Origin of the sequence: Kitasatospora sp. NPDC127067 (assembly GCF_042724755.1) — a bacterium.
GTDB classification, from domain to species: domain Bacteria; phylum Actinomycetota; class Actinomycetes; order Streptomycetales; family Streptomycetaceae; genus Kitasatospora; species Kitasatospora lactacystinica.
The window spans coordinates 1-14,364 of sequence record NZ_JBHXEM010000180.1 but is presented as its reverse complement, the minus strand read 5'-3'; the positions used below and the strand labels follow the sequence as shown (position 1 = coordinate 14,364).

Below are 14,364 nucleotides of genomic sequence, written 5' to 3'. Positions count from 1 at the left end.
CGCCGCCGGCCGACGGCGGGGCGCTGCCGGCCGGGCGACCCGGGGCGGCGGCCGGACGCGGCCGCCGCACCGGGACACCGTCGGGTCAGAGCACGACCTCCTTGAGGAGGCCGGTCGCGACGTCGAGGACGAAGCCGCGCACGGCGCCCCTGTGCGGGACGAAGGGGCTGGTGCGGATCCGGGCGGCCGACTGGCGGACGTCCGTCTCCAGGTCGGCGAAGGCCTCGGCGGCCCACGGGGGCTTGATGCCGGTCTCCTCCCGGATCGACTCGCGGAAGGCGTCGTCGCCGAAGGTGAGCATGCCGCAGTCGGTGTGGTGGATGAGGATGATCTCCCGCGTCCCGAGCAGCCGCTGGCTGATCGCCAGCGAGCGGATGGCGTCGTCGGTCGCCACCCCGCCGGCGTTGCGGATCACGTGCGAGTCGCCCTCGGCGAGGCCGAGCGCGCCGTAGACGTTGAGCCGGGCGTCCATGCAGGCCAGGACGGCCGTACGGCGGGCCGGCGGGAGCGGGAGCGGCCCGTCGAAGGCCGCGGCGTAGTCGGCGTTGTTGCGCAGGTAGTGGTCGGTGACGGTTTCGGTCATGGTGGACGGCTGTCCTTTCGGTGCGGTCGGATCGTGGTCGGCCGGGACGTGCGGGAGCCCTCCGTCCTGCACGCACGGGTGCGGGCCGCGTACGCCGAGGGGCGGGCAGCGGGCGGCACGGAGCGGCGGCGGTGCCGTTCAAAACGGAACGGAACGGAACGAAGCGGCCGGACGGAGCGGGCGCTCAGACGATGACCGGACAGCCTGTGGAGTGGATGCGGCCGAAGTCGATGTGACGACGGCGGACGAGCACGGTCATGCGGGCACCGTACTGCCCGCCGGAGCGACCCTGCCCGGGATTCGCCCGTTCTCCACTCCGCCGGGTGACCGCCCCCCGTGGACGCCGGCGCCCCGGTCCGGGCGGCCGTCCGTCCGGGCCGGTGGATGACGGGGTATGGGACTCCGGCCCTACGTCGGCGCGGCGGCGTACGCCGCAGGTTGGATCATGAACCCATCCTGGCGCCGTACGGGGTGCGGGGGCGGCGGAACGGAGACTGGAAGCAATTCCGAGGCACCGATTCTGCACAGAGGACTGGCATGGTTCTGCGAGACGGACGGACGATCTCCGCGCTGACGGTCGGCGCGGTGACGACCGCGCTGGCGGCACTCACCCCCGTGACGGCGTTCGCGGCGGGCGATCCGCTCCAGCGGTACGCGCAGCAGCAACTCCGTTGGGAGCGTTGCGATGCGGACCGCCCGGCGGCGTTCGAGTGCGCGAAGGTCGAGGTGCCGCTGGACTACGCCGACCCCGGCGGCCGGACGATCGACATCGCGATGTCGCGGGTCAGGGCGGGCAGCGCGAAGCAGCGGCACGGCGTGCTGCTGCTGAATCCCGGGGGCCCGGGCGGCCCGGGGCTGACCATGCCCGTGGAGATGGAGCCGCTGCTGCCGGCGGAGGTGCGGGACCGGTTCGACCTGATCGGGTTCGACCCGCGCGGCGCCGGGCAGAGCTCGCCGATCGGCTGCGACCTGAAGGCCGACGAGCGGACCTTCCAACACCCGTACTCGGCAGGGACGTTCGCGAAGGACGTGGCCTGGGCCCGGACGGTGGCCGACAAGTGCTGGGCCAAGGCGGGGGACGTGCTGCCGCACATCACCACCCGCAACACGGCGCGGGACATGGACGTCGTCCGGGCGGCACTGGGCGAGCGGAGGATCTCCTACTTCGGGCATTCGTACGGCACCTACCTGGGCGCCGTCTACACCCAGATGTTCCCCCAGCGCTCGGACCGCTTCGTGCTCGACAGCGCGCTCGACCCGTCGCTCGTGTGGCGCGGGGGGCTCCGGGAGGCGTCGGCGGGGGCCGAACTCGCCTTCACCCGCTGGACCGAGTGGGCCGCCGCCCGCGACGCGGCGTACGGACTGGGTGCGACGGCGGCGGAGGTCCGCAGGACGTACTGGGACCTGGTCGCGCACGCCGACCGCACGCCCGTCCCGACCGGGGACGGGTCGCTCGACGGCGATGCCATCCGGTCCGGCTACGCGGCGTTCGTCCACGTCGAGGCCGTCACCCCCTGGATCGTCGCGCTGAAGGCCGCCGCCGCGGGCGGGCCGGCCGCACCGGCGGTGCCGTCGGTCGTTCCGACGGACAACACGGTCTCCGTCGCGTGGGCCGTCCTCTGCGGCGACACCCGCAGCTGGCCGCGCGACCCCGAGCAGTACCGCCGGGACGCGGTCCGTGACCGGGCCCGGTACCCGCTGGCCGGCGACCTGGGGGCGAACATCCTGCCGTGCGCGTTCTGGAAGCCGGCGGGCGACGAGCCGGCCACCGTGGTGAACAACGACGTCAAGGCGCTGATCGTGCAGAACCAGTGGGATCCGCAGGCGACGCTGTCCATGGCCCAGGGCATGCGGCGGGCGCTGCACGGTGCACGGCTGGTCACGGTGGCCGGCGGCGAGGGCCACGGCGTGGTGGTGGCCGGCCCCTCCTGCGCGGACGGCAGCGTCACCCGCTACCTGACCACGGGCCGGCTGCCCGCGAAGGACCTGACCTGCGGCGGTTAGGGCGCTCCTCCGCCTCCGGGCGCACTGGCGTGCCCGGAGGCGGGAACGAGTGCCTCGGCCGGGGAGGCCGCCGCCCGGTGCGGCACCGGCTAGGACAGCAGCTGCGCGGGGACGTCGGTGGCCCGGGTGAACACCGAGACCGGGTACTGGGTGTCGCAGTACTTGTTGCCGGTGGAGACCACGCCGATCACCACGCCGCCGGCCATCAGCGGCCCGCCCGAGTCGCCCTTGCAGACGCTGTCCGTCGTGCCGGCCCGCGGCAGGCCGCAGACCTTGAGCAGCGGAGACTCGCCGGGCGAGGTGTACGGGTCGCAGGAGGCCGGCGGAGCCAGCGTCAGCTCCGCCTGCTTGAGGTGGGTGCCGGGCCCGTCCGAGCCGGTGCGCCCGAACCCCAGCAGCGTGGCCGTGCGGCCGTACCGGTACAGCACCTCGTCCCCCTGCCGCGCGACCCGGACCGGTGCCTGCGGCAGCGGACGGTCCAGGGTGAGGACGGCGGAGTCGTGGTCCAGGCCGGAGGTGTAGCGCGGGTCCACCCGGTAGCCCTTCACCCGGCGGACCTGGCCGCCGGAGCCGGTCAGGTCGGTCCGCCCGGCGATCACCCGCAGTGAGGTCGGGTCGGCCGCCTCGGCGACGCAGTGGCCCGCGGTGAGCACCTTGGTCGGCGCGATCAGCGCGCCGGTGCACCACTGCTCGCCCGTGGCGGTCTCCAGGGCCACGACGAACGGGTGGGACCTGGTCGTGGTGTCCGCTCCGCCGTGGACGGCGGCGGCCGGGACGGCCCCGGCGGCCAGCAGCCCGGCGGTGGCCAGCAGGACGGCGATCGGGCGTCGGTTCGAGGTGCGCATGGCAGGGCTTCCTTCTGGGTCGGGTGGTGCGTGGTGGGAGGCGTTCGGCGTGATGGGGGCGTTCGGCCCGGCGGGTCGGGCGGCCCCTCGGGCTCGGTGCCGGTCGCCGCCGGACCACAGACTGGCCCGGGATCCGTCCCGCCCGCCACCACCGCCCGGCGGTTCGGGACGCTGGAACGGTGAAACACCCCGTGACCTGCGCTTTCATCGCCTCCTGGAACGCCGCGGCGGGACGGGGGAGCCCCTGGAACAGGCCTGGGGAGCGGCGAGGCGCATCGGCTCCGGTTCGCTGTCCCTTCGTCACCGCGGCCGGGTGGTCACCCACGTGACGGGGCGGGGCGGCCCGGGCTTCGATCCGGCTGAAATGTGGTCATTCCGGTGGCGGAGTGCGGCCGCCGTCGGCTTGCGCGGAGGGGCAGCGCCGGTTTGCCTGACATCACGTCATCCGGCTTGTCCATCCACGGACGGCTACTCCAGGAGTTGTTGTGCGCTTGCGAATCCTGCCCGCCGCGGCCGCGTCCGTCGCCCTCGTCCTGGTCCAACCGGGCCTCGCCGACGCGGCGGCCGACCCCAGCACCACGGTCACGTTCACCGTCACGTCGGGCGCGCTGTCGATGTCGGTGCCGGTCGGCGCCGCCCTCGGCTCGGGAGCGCCCGGTACTCAGATCAGCTCCCCGATCGGCCCCGTGACCGTCACCGACAACCGCGCCCTCCTCTCGGCCTCCTGGACGGTGACCGCGTCGGAGACGGACTTCACCAACGGTTCGTCGACGCTGCCCGCCACGAGTGCCGCCTACACGGTCGGAACGGTGACGACGACCGGCACCATCACCGTCACTCCGACGAACGTGACGCTGAGCAACTCCCCGCAGGTGGTGGTCACCGGGAGCGCCGGTGTCGAGGACAACACCGCGAGCTGGGACCCGACGGTCAGCGTCGCCCTGCCGGCCGGCGCCATCAGCGGGACCTACACCGGAACGCTGACCCACTCCGTTGCCTGAGCGGATGAAGCGTGCGCGCCGCTACTGGGTCCTGCTGACGCTGCTGGCCGTCGTCCAGACGATCGGTGTGATGCCGGCGACGGCGGACGGGATGCCCGGGCCCGAGGTCACCGGGGCGTCCGGGCGACCCGGGGTCACCGGGACGTCCGAAACATCCGAAACCTCCGGGACATTCGGGACGTCCGAAACCTCCGGGACGTCCGGGACGCCCTCCCACCAGCCGACCCCCGCGAAGAAGACCATCGGCATCAGGCTGCTCGACGCCCCGGAGAACCGCCGTGACGACCCCCGGGCGCAGGCCTACATCGTCGACCACGTCGCCCCGGGCACGACCATCCAGCGGCGAGTGGAGGTCACCAACGAGTCGTCCACGCCGATGCACGTCAGCGTGTACGCGGCGGCGGCCACCATCACGAAGGGACGGTTCACCTTCGCGGCGGACCGCACACCCAACGAGCTGACCGGCTGGACGTCGCTCGACACGACCGAACTCGACCTCGCGCCCTCCGGGACGGCCCAGGTGCGCACCACCGTCCGCGTGCCCGGGAACGCCTCCGCCGGCGAGCGCTACGGCGTCGTCTGGGCCCAGACGGGCAACCCGGCGGACCGCTCGCACAACCTGGCGTTCCTGGGCCGGGTCGGGGTCCGGATGTACATCGACGTCGGCCCCGGCGGTGAGCCGCCCTCCGACTTCACGATCGAGCAGGTCACTCCGACCAGGGCCCGCGACGGGCGGAAGGAGGTGCACGCCCGGATCCGCAACACGGGCGGCCGCGCCCTGGACATCGGCGGGTCGCTCTCCCTCGCCGACGGACCCGGCGGGCTGCGCGCCGGCCCCTTCCCGGCCAAGTCGGGCACCACCGTGGCTCCGGGAAGCCTCGCGGAGGCGGTCGTCCCGCTCGACGTACAGCTGCCGGACGGCCGGTGGAACGCGGAGCTCACGCTCAGGAGCGGCCTGGTCGAGCGCAGCACGCGCGTCACCGTCACCTTCCCGACGGCTCCCGGCGCCGGGGCGGCCGAGGCGTCGACCGTCCGGCCGGGGTCCTTCCCCACCCCCGTGGCCGCCGTGCTGTCGACCCTCGCCTTCGCCGTCCTGGGCCTTCTGCTCCCCCGGTCCCGCCGACGCCGCCGGTGACCGCCCCCGCGACGGGAGCCGCGGCCCGGTGAGGGGCCGGGGACGGTGCGGGAGCCGTCCCCGGCCCCTCGCGTTCGGGTTCCGCGTTCAGCGCAGGACGGCGAGTTCGGCCACCACGGCGCGGTGGTCGCTGCGCGGCAGGGAGTGCTCGGAGACGTCGACGGCGGTCAGCGCGGGCCCGTGCAGGACGTGGTCGATCTGGATCGCGGCCGGGACCGGGTAGTCGGGGTGGTCCTGGGGCCAGGTCGGGAGGAGGCCCGCGCCGAGTTCCTCGTGGGTGTCGGTCAGGCCGGTGCCGATCAGGTCGCGCATCGGCTTGTGGTCGAGGGTGGCGTTGAAGTCCCCCAGCAGGACCGCGTTGCGGCTGCGCCCGGGCGCGGCGGCGCGCAGGTCGTGCAGTCCCTCGGCCCAGCGGCGGGCGTCGCCGACCGGGTAGTAGGTGTGCACGGCGACCAGCTGCACCGGACGGCCGGCGACGTCGACGGTCAGGTTGGTGGTCGGCCAGGCCGGGTCGGCGGCGGAGCTGACGGACAGCCGGGTGTAGAGCGCGGTGTCGGTGCCGGCCGGCCGCTCACGGTGCGGCAGCAGGGCGCGGATGCCGGCCGCGTCCAGCGCGTCGGCGGCGGAGTCGCTCTGCTCCTCGACCGCGAGCACGTCGATCCGCTGGTCGCGCACCAGGTCGACCAGGGACTTCGGCGAGACCTGCCCCATGAAGTTGTTGCTGGTCGCCACCCGCAGCCGGGGCGCGTCGGCCGGGGCGTCGGCCCCGCCCGGGACGAACCGGGGTATCAGCCACCACAGTTGCAGCACCACCAGCGCCGCCGCGACCCCGGTCAGCCACCGCCCGCGCAGCGCGGCCACCGCCACCAGCAGCAGCACGCTGAGCAGCGCCGCGTACGGCAGCCCGGCCATCGGCAGGGCCCACACCGTGCCGTCGTCCCATCCGAGGACCCGCACCACCGCGAGCACGGCCGGGCCCAGCAGCAGCACCCCGCACCCGATCAGCGCGGCGCGACGCCAACGGCCCCTGCCGGCGGGCGACGCGCCCTTCCACGGGCTCTTCCCCGCGTTCTTCGCCGCGCTCTTCCCCGCGCTCTTCGCCGCCCTTTTCCGCGTGCTCTTCGCCGTACGGTCCGTCACGGTGCTCCTTCCGGGGGACGGCCGACAGCCTTGATCATCGGCCGCCGTCGAGAAGGACGGACGCCCGCGCCCGGGGCCCGGTTCCGCGCCACCGGCCGGGAGCGGGAGCGGGACGTCGGTGCCCGGCGGGGGCGCGTCACCAACCTCCGTGGTCAGTACGTCTAGCTCATCCGGAAGACCGGCCCGCGCGGGGTGAACGGGAGTGCGGCGCCGCGCGGGACGAGGAAGGCGTGCTCGCGGCGCAGCCGCAGGACGTCGCACTCGCCGTCGGTGATCACCAGGACGGGTGCCCCGGGCGGGAAGTCCTCGGCCCGTTCCAGCAGGTCGATGCCCGGCTGGAGGACGGTGCCGCCGCGCCCGTGCACCCGCAGGCGCCCGACGATCTCCTCGACCGGGAGGTACCCGGCGTCGTGCGGGGCGGCGTCGCAGTGCACCACCCGGGCGGCCGGGACGTCCCGGGCGGCGGCGTAGGAGGCGATCGCGCCGAGCGCCTTGCCGAGCAGCGCCCGGTCCATCGAGCCCGAGGTGTCCAGGACGACCCCGAAGGTGCAGCGCGGCACCTCCTCCTCGGGGCGGTAGCGGCCGGCCCGGGGGATGTCCGGGGTGGCGGACTGCCGGCGGGCGGGGCGGGAGTAGCTGCGCACCGGTTCCGGGCTCGGCACGAACTCGTCGAACCAGCGGGCCAGTCGGGCGTCCCAGGGCAGTGGGGGGTGGGCGAGTGCGCGGATCTCCTCGACCAGCCCGGCCGGGAGCAGGCCGCGTTCGCGCCGGTGCAGTTCGAGGCCCTGCTGGAGTCCGCGGCGGTAGAAGTCGTCGAGGTCGACGTAGTCCCGGGGCGTTCCCAGCGGTTCGCCGAGGACGTCCGGGCGGTTCTTCCCGGCCAGGGTGGCGAGGCGGCGGATGCGGCGCTGGTCGCGGGCGATCCGGTCGTACACCTCCTCGGCCGACAGTCCGTTCAGCTGCGGGTCGTGCAGCAGCCCGTCGGGCATCTCGCCGACGCCCATCTCCAGCAGCCAGCCGTTGATGACGTAGTCGGCGGCGACGTTGAACAGGAACGGGTCCCGTCCGCCGCGGCGCTCGCCGTGCCGCAGGGCGGCGTGCAGGATCTCGTGGCCGAGGATGAACCGCCACTCCTCGTCGGCGTAGTGGCGCAGCGGGTTGACGTAGATCTCGCCGGCCTCGGCGTTGACGGCGGCGACGGCGATGTCGTGGGCGCGGGCGAGTTCGGCGTCGGCCACGACGGTGAGGCCGGCCGCGATGCCGCCGAGCAGGGGGTAGGAGGAGACGAACCAGTTGAGTGCCCTGTTCCAGGGCCGTTCGGGCAGGCGTTCGCCGGTCTCGGTGTCGATCCGGCCGCCGGCCCGGTCCATCGCGGCGGACATGGTGCGGGTGAGCGCGGCCGCGAAGGCCGTGGGCCAGTCCTCGCGGGCCTGGCCGTGGCCGCGCCATTCGACCAGCAGTTGGTCGCGTTCGGCGGTGCCGGCCGTCCCGGCGGTGTCGGGCGCGGGCAGGCCGTCGCGGCGCCAGCGGTCGGCCAGCTCCTCCTCGTCGCCGCCCGGGTACTCCTGCGGGAGGACGACCGGGGCGCGGCCGACCGGGAAGGTGGCGAGGAAGCGGTTGACCACCGCGCAGCGGGCGGCGGCCTGGTGGGCGTCGGGCTGGGTCCGGGTGCCGCGGGCGCCCGGGAGGTGGCCGAAGCCGAGGTGCAGCAGGCAGTGCGCCAGCACCCAGGCCCATTCCTCGGGTTCGGCCCGGCGGCGCGGGTTGACGTGCAGGGTGCCGTTGGAGTCGGCCACCGCCCAGCCGTTCGGCGGGGCGGTGGTGCAGGTCTCGGTGCGGCAGACGTCGGCGCGCAGGGCGGCGAGGGCCGGGTTGCGGCGGAGCAGTTGGAGGCCCTCGGCGAAGGCCTCGGCGCGCGGGTCCGGCTTCTTCCGGTCGGCCGGGGCGTGCTTCACCGGCGGGCCTCGACCAGGCGGGGCATGTCCCGGGCGGCCTCGATCAGGAACCAGGCGGGCAGCACCGGGTTGCCGTCCGAGCCGTCGGCGATCACCGTCTGGGCGACCTCCACCGAGATCTCGGCCAGCTGCACCAGCAGCGACTTGGCCCGGAAGGCTGTCTGCCGTTGCGCCCCGGAGGCGTGCTCCTTGCGGGCGGGCAGTTCCTTGACCAGCCGGCCGCGGAAGGCGTCGGCCAGGTAGTAGAGCAGGTCGCGGTCCTCCAGCCGGTGCGGCCAGCGGGCGTCGCCCTTGAGGATCGCCTCCAGGCCGTAGGAGTTGCGGACGATCTTCGCGTAGCCGCAGAAGGCGACCGCGTGCTGCGCGGTGAGCAGCCCGTGGGCGACGACCTTGAGGGTGGCCTCGTCCAGGGTGGGGCCGAAGGAGTGCAGCGCGTCGGAGAGCATGTGCCAGGCGCGCGGGGTGGAGAACGGCTCCTCGGTCTTGGGCGGGGCGGACCACAGGTGGTCGGGCCGGTCGGTGAGGTGGTCGACGATCCAGGGGTGGATGCCAGCGCCGGCCGCCCAGCGCAGCCAGTCCTCGGCGCTGGCCCGCAGATGGACGTGGACCATGCGGTTGACCAGCGCGGATGCCATCGGGCGGGCGAGCGCGCCGTCGGTGGCGCGGTTCCCGGCGCCGATCACGATCGAGCCGGGCGGCAGCTCGTACGAGCCGATCCTGCGGTCCAGGATCAGCGAGTAGAAGGCCTTCTGGACGTCCGGCGAGGCCGCGTTGAGTTCGTCCAGGAACAGGCAGTACGGCTGGTCGCGGGCGATCTGCTCGGGCGGGCAGAACCGGGAGCGGCCCTCGGGGGTGAGCTGCGGGACGCCGATCAGGTCCTCCGGGGCGAGCTGGGTGCCGACCAGGCTCACGCACTCCAGGCCGAGCGACTCGGCGAACGCCCTGACCAGGGAGGACTTTCCGATCCCGGGGGCGCCCCAGAGGAACACCGGGCGGACGGTGGCCAGGCCGAGCAGCAGCTCGGGGATCTGGGCGGGCGAGACGCTGACTGCTCCCTGCACGGGGCTCCTTCGCGACAACGGTGCGTGACCGGCCCAGTGTGCGGGGGGAGTCGGGCGGGCGCACCTGGATTTTCGGCGGGCCGGGCGGGCCGCGGGCAGTACGGGCCGGGCAGGCCGCGGTCCGTACGGGCCGGGGTGCGGACGCGAGGCGCGCGGTGGGTGACCGGTGCCGGGCCCGGTCGTTGCACACCCGGGGGTCGTCCTCGCCGCTCGGGCGACCAGGAGGGTGGAGGTGTGCGCGTCGTGGGATTGGGCGAGGGTTCGCGGGAGGGTGCGGTGGAAGGAAGCACGAGGCGTCAGTTCCTGGCCGGAGCGGCCTCGTTGGGCGGCGCTCTGGCCGTCGGGCCGGTGGCGGGCGCGGCCGCGCTCCCGCGGGGCGCGGGCGCCGGTGCCCGCGGTGGCCCGGGGCGGACCGTGGCGGTCCTCGGCGGCGGGGTCTCGGGGCTGAGCGCGGCGCACGAACTGGCCGAGCGCGGCTACCGGGTGACGGTGTACGAGTACTACGACGCGCTCGGCGGCAAGGCCCGCAGCATGGACGTGCCGGGCAGCGCGGCCGGTGGCCGTCGGGCGCTGCCGGGCGAGCACGGCTTCCGGTTCTTCCCCGGCTTCTACCGCAACCTGCCGGACACCCTGCGCCGCATCCCGTGCGCCGGCAACCCCGGTGGCGTCCACGACAACCTGCGCGACGCCACCCAGGCGCTGCTGGCCTTCGACGCCCCGCGCCCGGGACTGCTCCTCCCGTTCCGGTCCCTCACCCGCCCGCTCGACCTGGGCGACCTCGCCCCGGACGCCCTGCGGCGGACCCTGGCCGGCGCGCTGGACGAGGTGCTGCACCTGCCCGCCGGCGAACCGGCCTACTTCGTGGACCGGCTCCTGGTCCACCTGACCAGCTGCGACGTGCGCCGCGAGGAGCAGTGGGAGCGGGTGCCGTGGTGGGACTTCATCAGGGCGGGGCGGATGTCCCACGACTACCAGCGCCTCCTCGGGGTCGGCCTGACCCGGGACCTGGTCGCGACCCGGGCCGAGCGGGCCAGCACCCGTACGGTGGCCCGCACGGTCGTCGAGGCCTTCCTGCTGAACGGGCTGCTCGGGCGCGGCGGTGACGGGCAGCCCGACCGGGTGCTCAACGGCCCCACCAGCGAGGCCTGGATCGACCCGTGGGCGGCCCATCTGGCCTCGCTGGGCGTCGAGTTCCGCACCGGGACCGAGGTCCGGGAGGTGCTGTACGCCGGGGGCCGGATCACCGGGGTCCGGGTGGCGCCGGCCGGCGGCGGCGCCCCCGGGACGGTGCGGGCCGACTACTACCTGAGCGCGCTGCCGGTCGAGCACGCCCGCGCCACCTGGGGCCCGGGGCTGCGCGCCGCCGATCCCCGGCTGGCGCGCTGCGACGCGATCGGCACGGACTGGATGACGGGCATCCAGTTCTACCTGCGCCGCCCGGTGCGGCTGGTGCACGGCCACGCCGTCTGCCTGGACTCCCCGTGGTCGCTCACCGCGGTCGGCCAGGCGCAGTTCTGGGACCGGGACTTCGCGGCCGCGTACGGCGACGGTACGGTGCGCGACTGCCTCTCGGTCTGCGTCTCGGAGTGGGACCGGCCCGGGATCCTGTACGGCCGGACGGCCAAGGAGTGCACCCGCGAGGAGGTGGCCCGCGAGGTCTGGGCGCAGTGCCGGCGGGCCTTCGAGCGGCCGGGCGGCGGGTGGCCGGCGGACGCGGACGTGCACGGGTGGTTCCTCGACCCGGCCGTCACCGGTCTGGGCGGGCCGGCGCCGGCCAACCGCGAGCAGCTGCTGGTCCACCCGGCCGGAACGCTCTACGACCGGCCCTCCGCCGCGACCGCGGTGGGCAACTTCTTCCTGGCCGGCGACTACGTCCGCACCGACGTCGACCTGGCGACCATGGAGGGCGCCAACGAGTCCGCGCGGCGCGCCGTCAACGCCCTGCTGGACGCGGACGGTTCGAGCGCCGGTCGCTGCCGGGTCTGGGGGCTGTTCCGGCCCCCGGAGCTGGAGCCGCTCAAGCTGGTCGACGAGGCCCGCTACCGCCTCGGCCTGCCGAACACCTTCGACCTCGGGTGACCCGCCGCACTCCCCCGGCGACACCGCCACACGACCACGCCGCCTCGGGTCGCATGCGAACTCACGGAGCGGTATCCGAACTTGATGCGATTTCCGGCCCGTTCCGCGTCACACGCGCCGGTGAACGTGCCCCGAAACCGGGACGTGCACGACCGGTTGCCGCTCTCCTGGGGGCCCTGTCGGGATCGGGCGTCTGCCCGCCGATCATGAGAGTGGGGCCCAGGTGGGGACGAGAGGACGAAGGACGTGGGTCGCGCGGGCCGCGGTGCTCGCCGTCGCGCTGACCGGCAGCGGGCTGCTGACGGCACCGCCGGCGTTCCCGCAGGGCGCGGACGGGGCGGTGACGGTCCGGGTGGTCCGGGCCGTGGACGCCTCGGGCGCGTGGACGCCCGCGCTGGAGCCGGGGCTGGCGGGTGTGCGGGTGACGCTCACCGGCGGGGACCGGGTCCGGGTCGAGGGCACCACGGCGGCCGACGGGACGGTGACGCTGGCGCCGCCGCCGCGCCGGGACCACGGCGGCAAGTACCGGGTGCGGGTGGTGAATCCGAAGCCGGGCGTGCTGTTCCCCGCCTTCGCCTCGCGGCAGGGGCTGGACGGCGCGCCCAACCTGCTGAGCTCCAACGAGGAGTTCGTCGACCTCTCCGACGGCGCGAACGTCTCGTACACCACGGGGCTGTGGAGCCCCGGCGACTACTGCCAGAAGAACGCCCCCCTGGTGACGACCTGCCAGAACACCACGTGGGGAGGCGGTGCGCAGCGCACCCTGGTGTCGTTCCCGTACGGTGCGCGCGGCCAGGACGGCGTGGACGTGAACGTCACGGACATCGCCACCGACGCGCAGACCGGCACCCTGTTCGGCATCGCGTGGAACCGGGCCGACCGGCGGGTGTTCTCCTCGACGGCGGCCAAGCGCACCACGGGCTACGGCCCGGGCGGCCCCGGCGGGATCTACGTGACCGACCTGGCGCGGAACAGCACCACGCTGTTCACCACCGTCCCGGACGCCGGGGGCACCGCGCACGGGCCGGGCGCGGACGACGCGTTCCTGGCGGTGCCGGGCAAGGAGAGCCTCGGCGGGCTCAAGGTGACGGACGACGGCAGGGACCTGTTCGTCGTCAACCTCAACGACCGTCGGCTGTACCGCTACGACGCCACCGCGGCGACCGCGTCGGCGCCGAAGGCCGTCTACCCCGTCCCGGAACCGGGCTGTGCCTCGGCGGCGGACTGGCGCCCCTTCGGTCTGGGCCTGCAGGACGGGACCGGCTACCTCGGCGGCGTCTGCTCGGGCGAGTCGACGGGCGCGGTGTCGGACCTGCGGGCGGTCGTGCTGCCCTTCGACCCGGCCACCGGCCGGTTCGGGCCGGCCGTGCTGGACCAGCCGCTGGACTATCCGCGCCGGTCGACCGTCGGCGCGGGCCCGTGCGACGGCGCGGGCTGGTTCCCGTGGACGGACACCTACCCGACCACCCAGAACGGCCAGGCCTGCTCCGGCTACCGCGCCCAGCCGGAGCCGGAGCTGGGCGAGGTCGGCTTCGAGGCGGACGGCTCGATGCTGCTGGCCTTCCGCGACCGCCTCGCCGACCGGGCGACGGGCCAGGCGGCGGCGGGCGCCGCGGTCGGCGAGGTGCTGTCGGGCGGCGACCTGAACAAGGCCTGCCCGGCGAACGGCACCTACGTGCTGGACACCAACAACGGCTGCGGTCTCTCGCCCCGGGGCACCCGCTTCTTCGACACCAGCCGGATGGGCTTCCACCACAACGCGGCCTACGCCGGAATGGCGCTGTCCAAGGTCGAGACCACCATCGGGACCTCCGGGTTCGACCCCAACGACACGGCCTTCGGCTACGGCACGGCCTTCGTCCAGCGGGCGGACGGCCGGCAGGACCCGAGGGTCGGGCTGCGGCTCAACCCGGCGAACGTCCCCGCGCCGTTCGGCAAGGGCGCCTCGATGGGTGACCTGGAGGTGCTCTGCGACCGGGCGCCGCTGCAGATCGGCAACCGGGTCTGGTACGACCCCGAGCGCAGGGGCCTGCAGGAGCCGGGCCAGCTCCCCGCGGCGGGCGTCACCGTCCACCTGTACGACGGGGCGGGCCGGCTGGTCGGCACGACGGGGACGACGGCGCGCGGCGAGTACTACTTCGACGACTCGAACGTGGACGGCGGCCTCCGGCCGCACACCGGGTACACGATCCGGCTGGACAACCCGTCCGACTACGCCGAGGGCGGTCCGCTGTACCGGTGGGTTCCCACCAGGCACGACGTCGGCGAGGACCCCTTCGTCAACTCCAAGGGCGTCGTCCCGCCCGGGGGAAGGTATCCCGAGCGGGCGCTGACCACCGGCGGGCCGGGCGAGAACGACCACACCCTCGACTTCGGGTTCCGGCGCTGCGGGTGCGGCCACTGACGCCGGTCGGGCACGACCGGGACGACCGGGACGGCGGCGGGCGTGGTGCCCGGTGAACCTGTCGGGGGTGGTGGAAACGGCGCGAGGGCCTGTGCTCGCGCGTATCGCGCGGGCGCAGGCCCTCGTGGGTCACTCCGGTGGTCCCTGTCCGGCCCCC

The 14,364-nt window shown here is 74.7% G+C and carries 10 protein-coding genes; 5 read left to right on the top strand and 5 right to left on the bottom strand.

What is annotated here, in order from left to right; all coding sequences use genetic code 11:
- Positions 1 to 85: 85 nt before the first annotated feature.
- The gene (locus ACFWJ4_RS38240; RefSeq protein ID WP_380553147.1) at positions 86 to 583 is read right to left on the bottom strand and encodes a beta-class carbonic anhydrase; all 498 of its coding nucleotides are present in this window, start codon (positions 581 to 583) and stop codon (positions 86 to 88) included.
- 537 nt (positions 584 to 1,120) lie between these two features.
- Between ACFWJ4_RS38240 and ACFWJ4_RS38235 the strand changes: the two genes are divergently transcribed.
- On the top strand, positions 1,121 to 2,587 hold the full coding sequence (locus ACFWJ4_RS38235; RefSeq protein WP_380553144.1) for an alpha/beta hydrolase: 1,467 nt from the start codon (positions 1,121 to 1,123) through the stop codon (positions 2,585 to 2,587).
- 89 nt (positions 2,588 to 2,676) lie between these two features.
- Here the strand turns inward: ACFWJ4_RS38235 and ACFWJ4_RS38230 are convergent, their stop codons facing one another.
- On the bottom strand, positions 2,677 to 3,432 hold the full coding sequence (locus tag ACFWJ4_RS38230) for a S1 family peptidase (RefSeq protein WP_380553141.1): 756 nt from the start codon (positions 3,430 to 3,432) through the stop codon (positions 2,677 to 2,679).
- A 485-nt stretch (positions 3,433 to 3,917) separates the two neighbouring features.
- Here ACFWJ4_RS38230 and ACFWJ4_RS38225 point away from each other — a divergent pair, with 485 nt between their 5' ends.
- Both ACFWJ4_RS38225 and ACFWJ4_RS38220 read left to right on the top strand, forming a co-directional pair.
- Complete coding sequence (locus tag ACFWJ4_RS38225; RefSeq protein ID WP_380553139.1) at positions 3,918 to 4,433, top strand: hypothetical protein; 516 nt, start codon at positions 3,918 to 3,920, stop codon at positions 4,431 to 4,433.
- 4 nt (positions 4,434 to 4,437) lie between these two features.
- Positions 4,438 to 5,568 (top strand): peptidase, encoded by a 1,131-nt coding sequence (locus tag ACFWJ4_RS38220; protein ID WP_380553136.1) that lies wholly within the window; start codon positions 4,438 to 4,440, stop codon positions 5,566 to 5,568.
- An 87-nt stretch (positions 5,569 to 5,655) separates the two neighbouring features.
- Here the strand turns inward: ACFWJ4_RS38220 and ACFWJ4_RS38215 are convergent, their stop codons facing one another.
- The 3 genes from ACFWJ4_RS38215 to ACFWJ4_RS38205 form a co-directional block, all read right to left on the bottom strand.
- Positions 5,656 to 6,708: an endonuclease/exonuclease/phosphatase family protein gene (locus ACFWJ4_RS38215; protein ID WP_380553133.1), complete on the bottom strand. Its 1,053-nt coding sequence runs from the start codon at positions 6,706 to 6,708 to the stop codon at positions 5,656 to 5,658.
- A gap of 161 nt (positions 6,709 to 6,869) precedes the next feature.
- Positions 6,870 to 8,663 carry a hypothetical protein gene (locus tag ACFWJ4_RS38210; protein ID WP_380553130.1) on the bottom strand — a complete coding sequence of 598 codons (1,794 nt, stop codon included), beginning with the start codon at positions 8,661 to 8,663 and terminating at the stop codon, positions 6,870 to 6,872.
- On the bottom strand, positions 8,660 to 9,724 hold the full coding sequence (locus tag ACFWJ4_RS38205; protein ID WP_380553127.1) for an ATP-binding protein: 1,065 nt from the start codon (positions 9,722 to 9,724) through the stop codon (positions 8,660 to 8,662). Before ACFWJ4_RS38205 ends, ACFWJ4_RS38210 begins: the two co-directional genes overlap by 4 nt.
- A 276-nt stretch (positions 9,725 to 10,000) precedes the next feature.
- On the opposite strand from ACFWJ4_RS38205, the gene ACFWJ4_RS38200 reads away from it, so the two are divergent.
- Positions 10,001 to 11,803, top strand: a complete 1,803-nt coding sequence (locus ACFWJ4_RS38200) for an FAD-dependent oxidoreductase (RefSeq protein ID WP_380553124.1) — start codon at positions 10,001 to 10,003, stop codon at positions 11,801 to 11,803.
- Positions 11,804 to 12,026: 223 nt separating this feature from the next.
- Entirely contained in the window at positions 12,027 to 14,207 is a 2,181-nt protein-coding gene (locus tag ACFWJ4_RS38195; protein WP_380553122.1) for an SdrD B-like domain-containing protein, read from the top strand.
- Positions 14,208 to 14,364 lie beyond the last annotated feature (157 nt).

Bases quoted from the DNA above. Each gene is read 5' to 3' on its own strand.
- ACFWJ4_RS38235 (WP_380553144.1), top strand. From the start codon at position 1,121: ATGGTTCTGCGAGACGGACGGACGATCTCCGCGCTGACGGTCGGCGCG.
- ACFWJ4_RS38230 (WP_380553141.1), bottom strand. From the start codon at position 3,432: ATGCGCACCTCGAACCGACGCCCGATCGCCGTCCTGCTGGCCACCGCC.
- ACFWJ4_RS38220 (WP_380553136.1), top strand. From the start codon at position 4,438: ATGAAGCGTGCGCGCCGCTACTGGGTCCTGCTGACGCTGCTGGCCGTC.
- ACFWJ4_RS38240 (WP_380553147.1), bottom strand. From the start codon at position 583: ATGACCGAAACCGTCACCGACCACTACCTGCGCAACAACGCCGACTAC.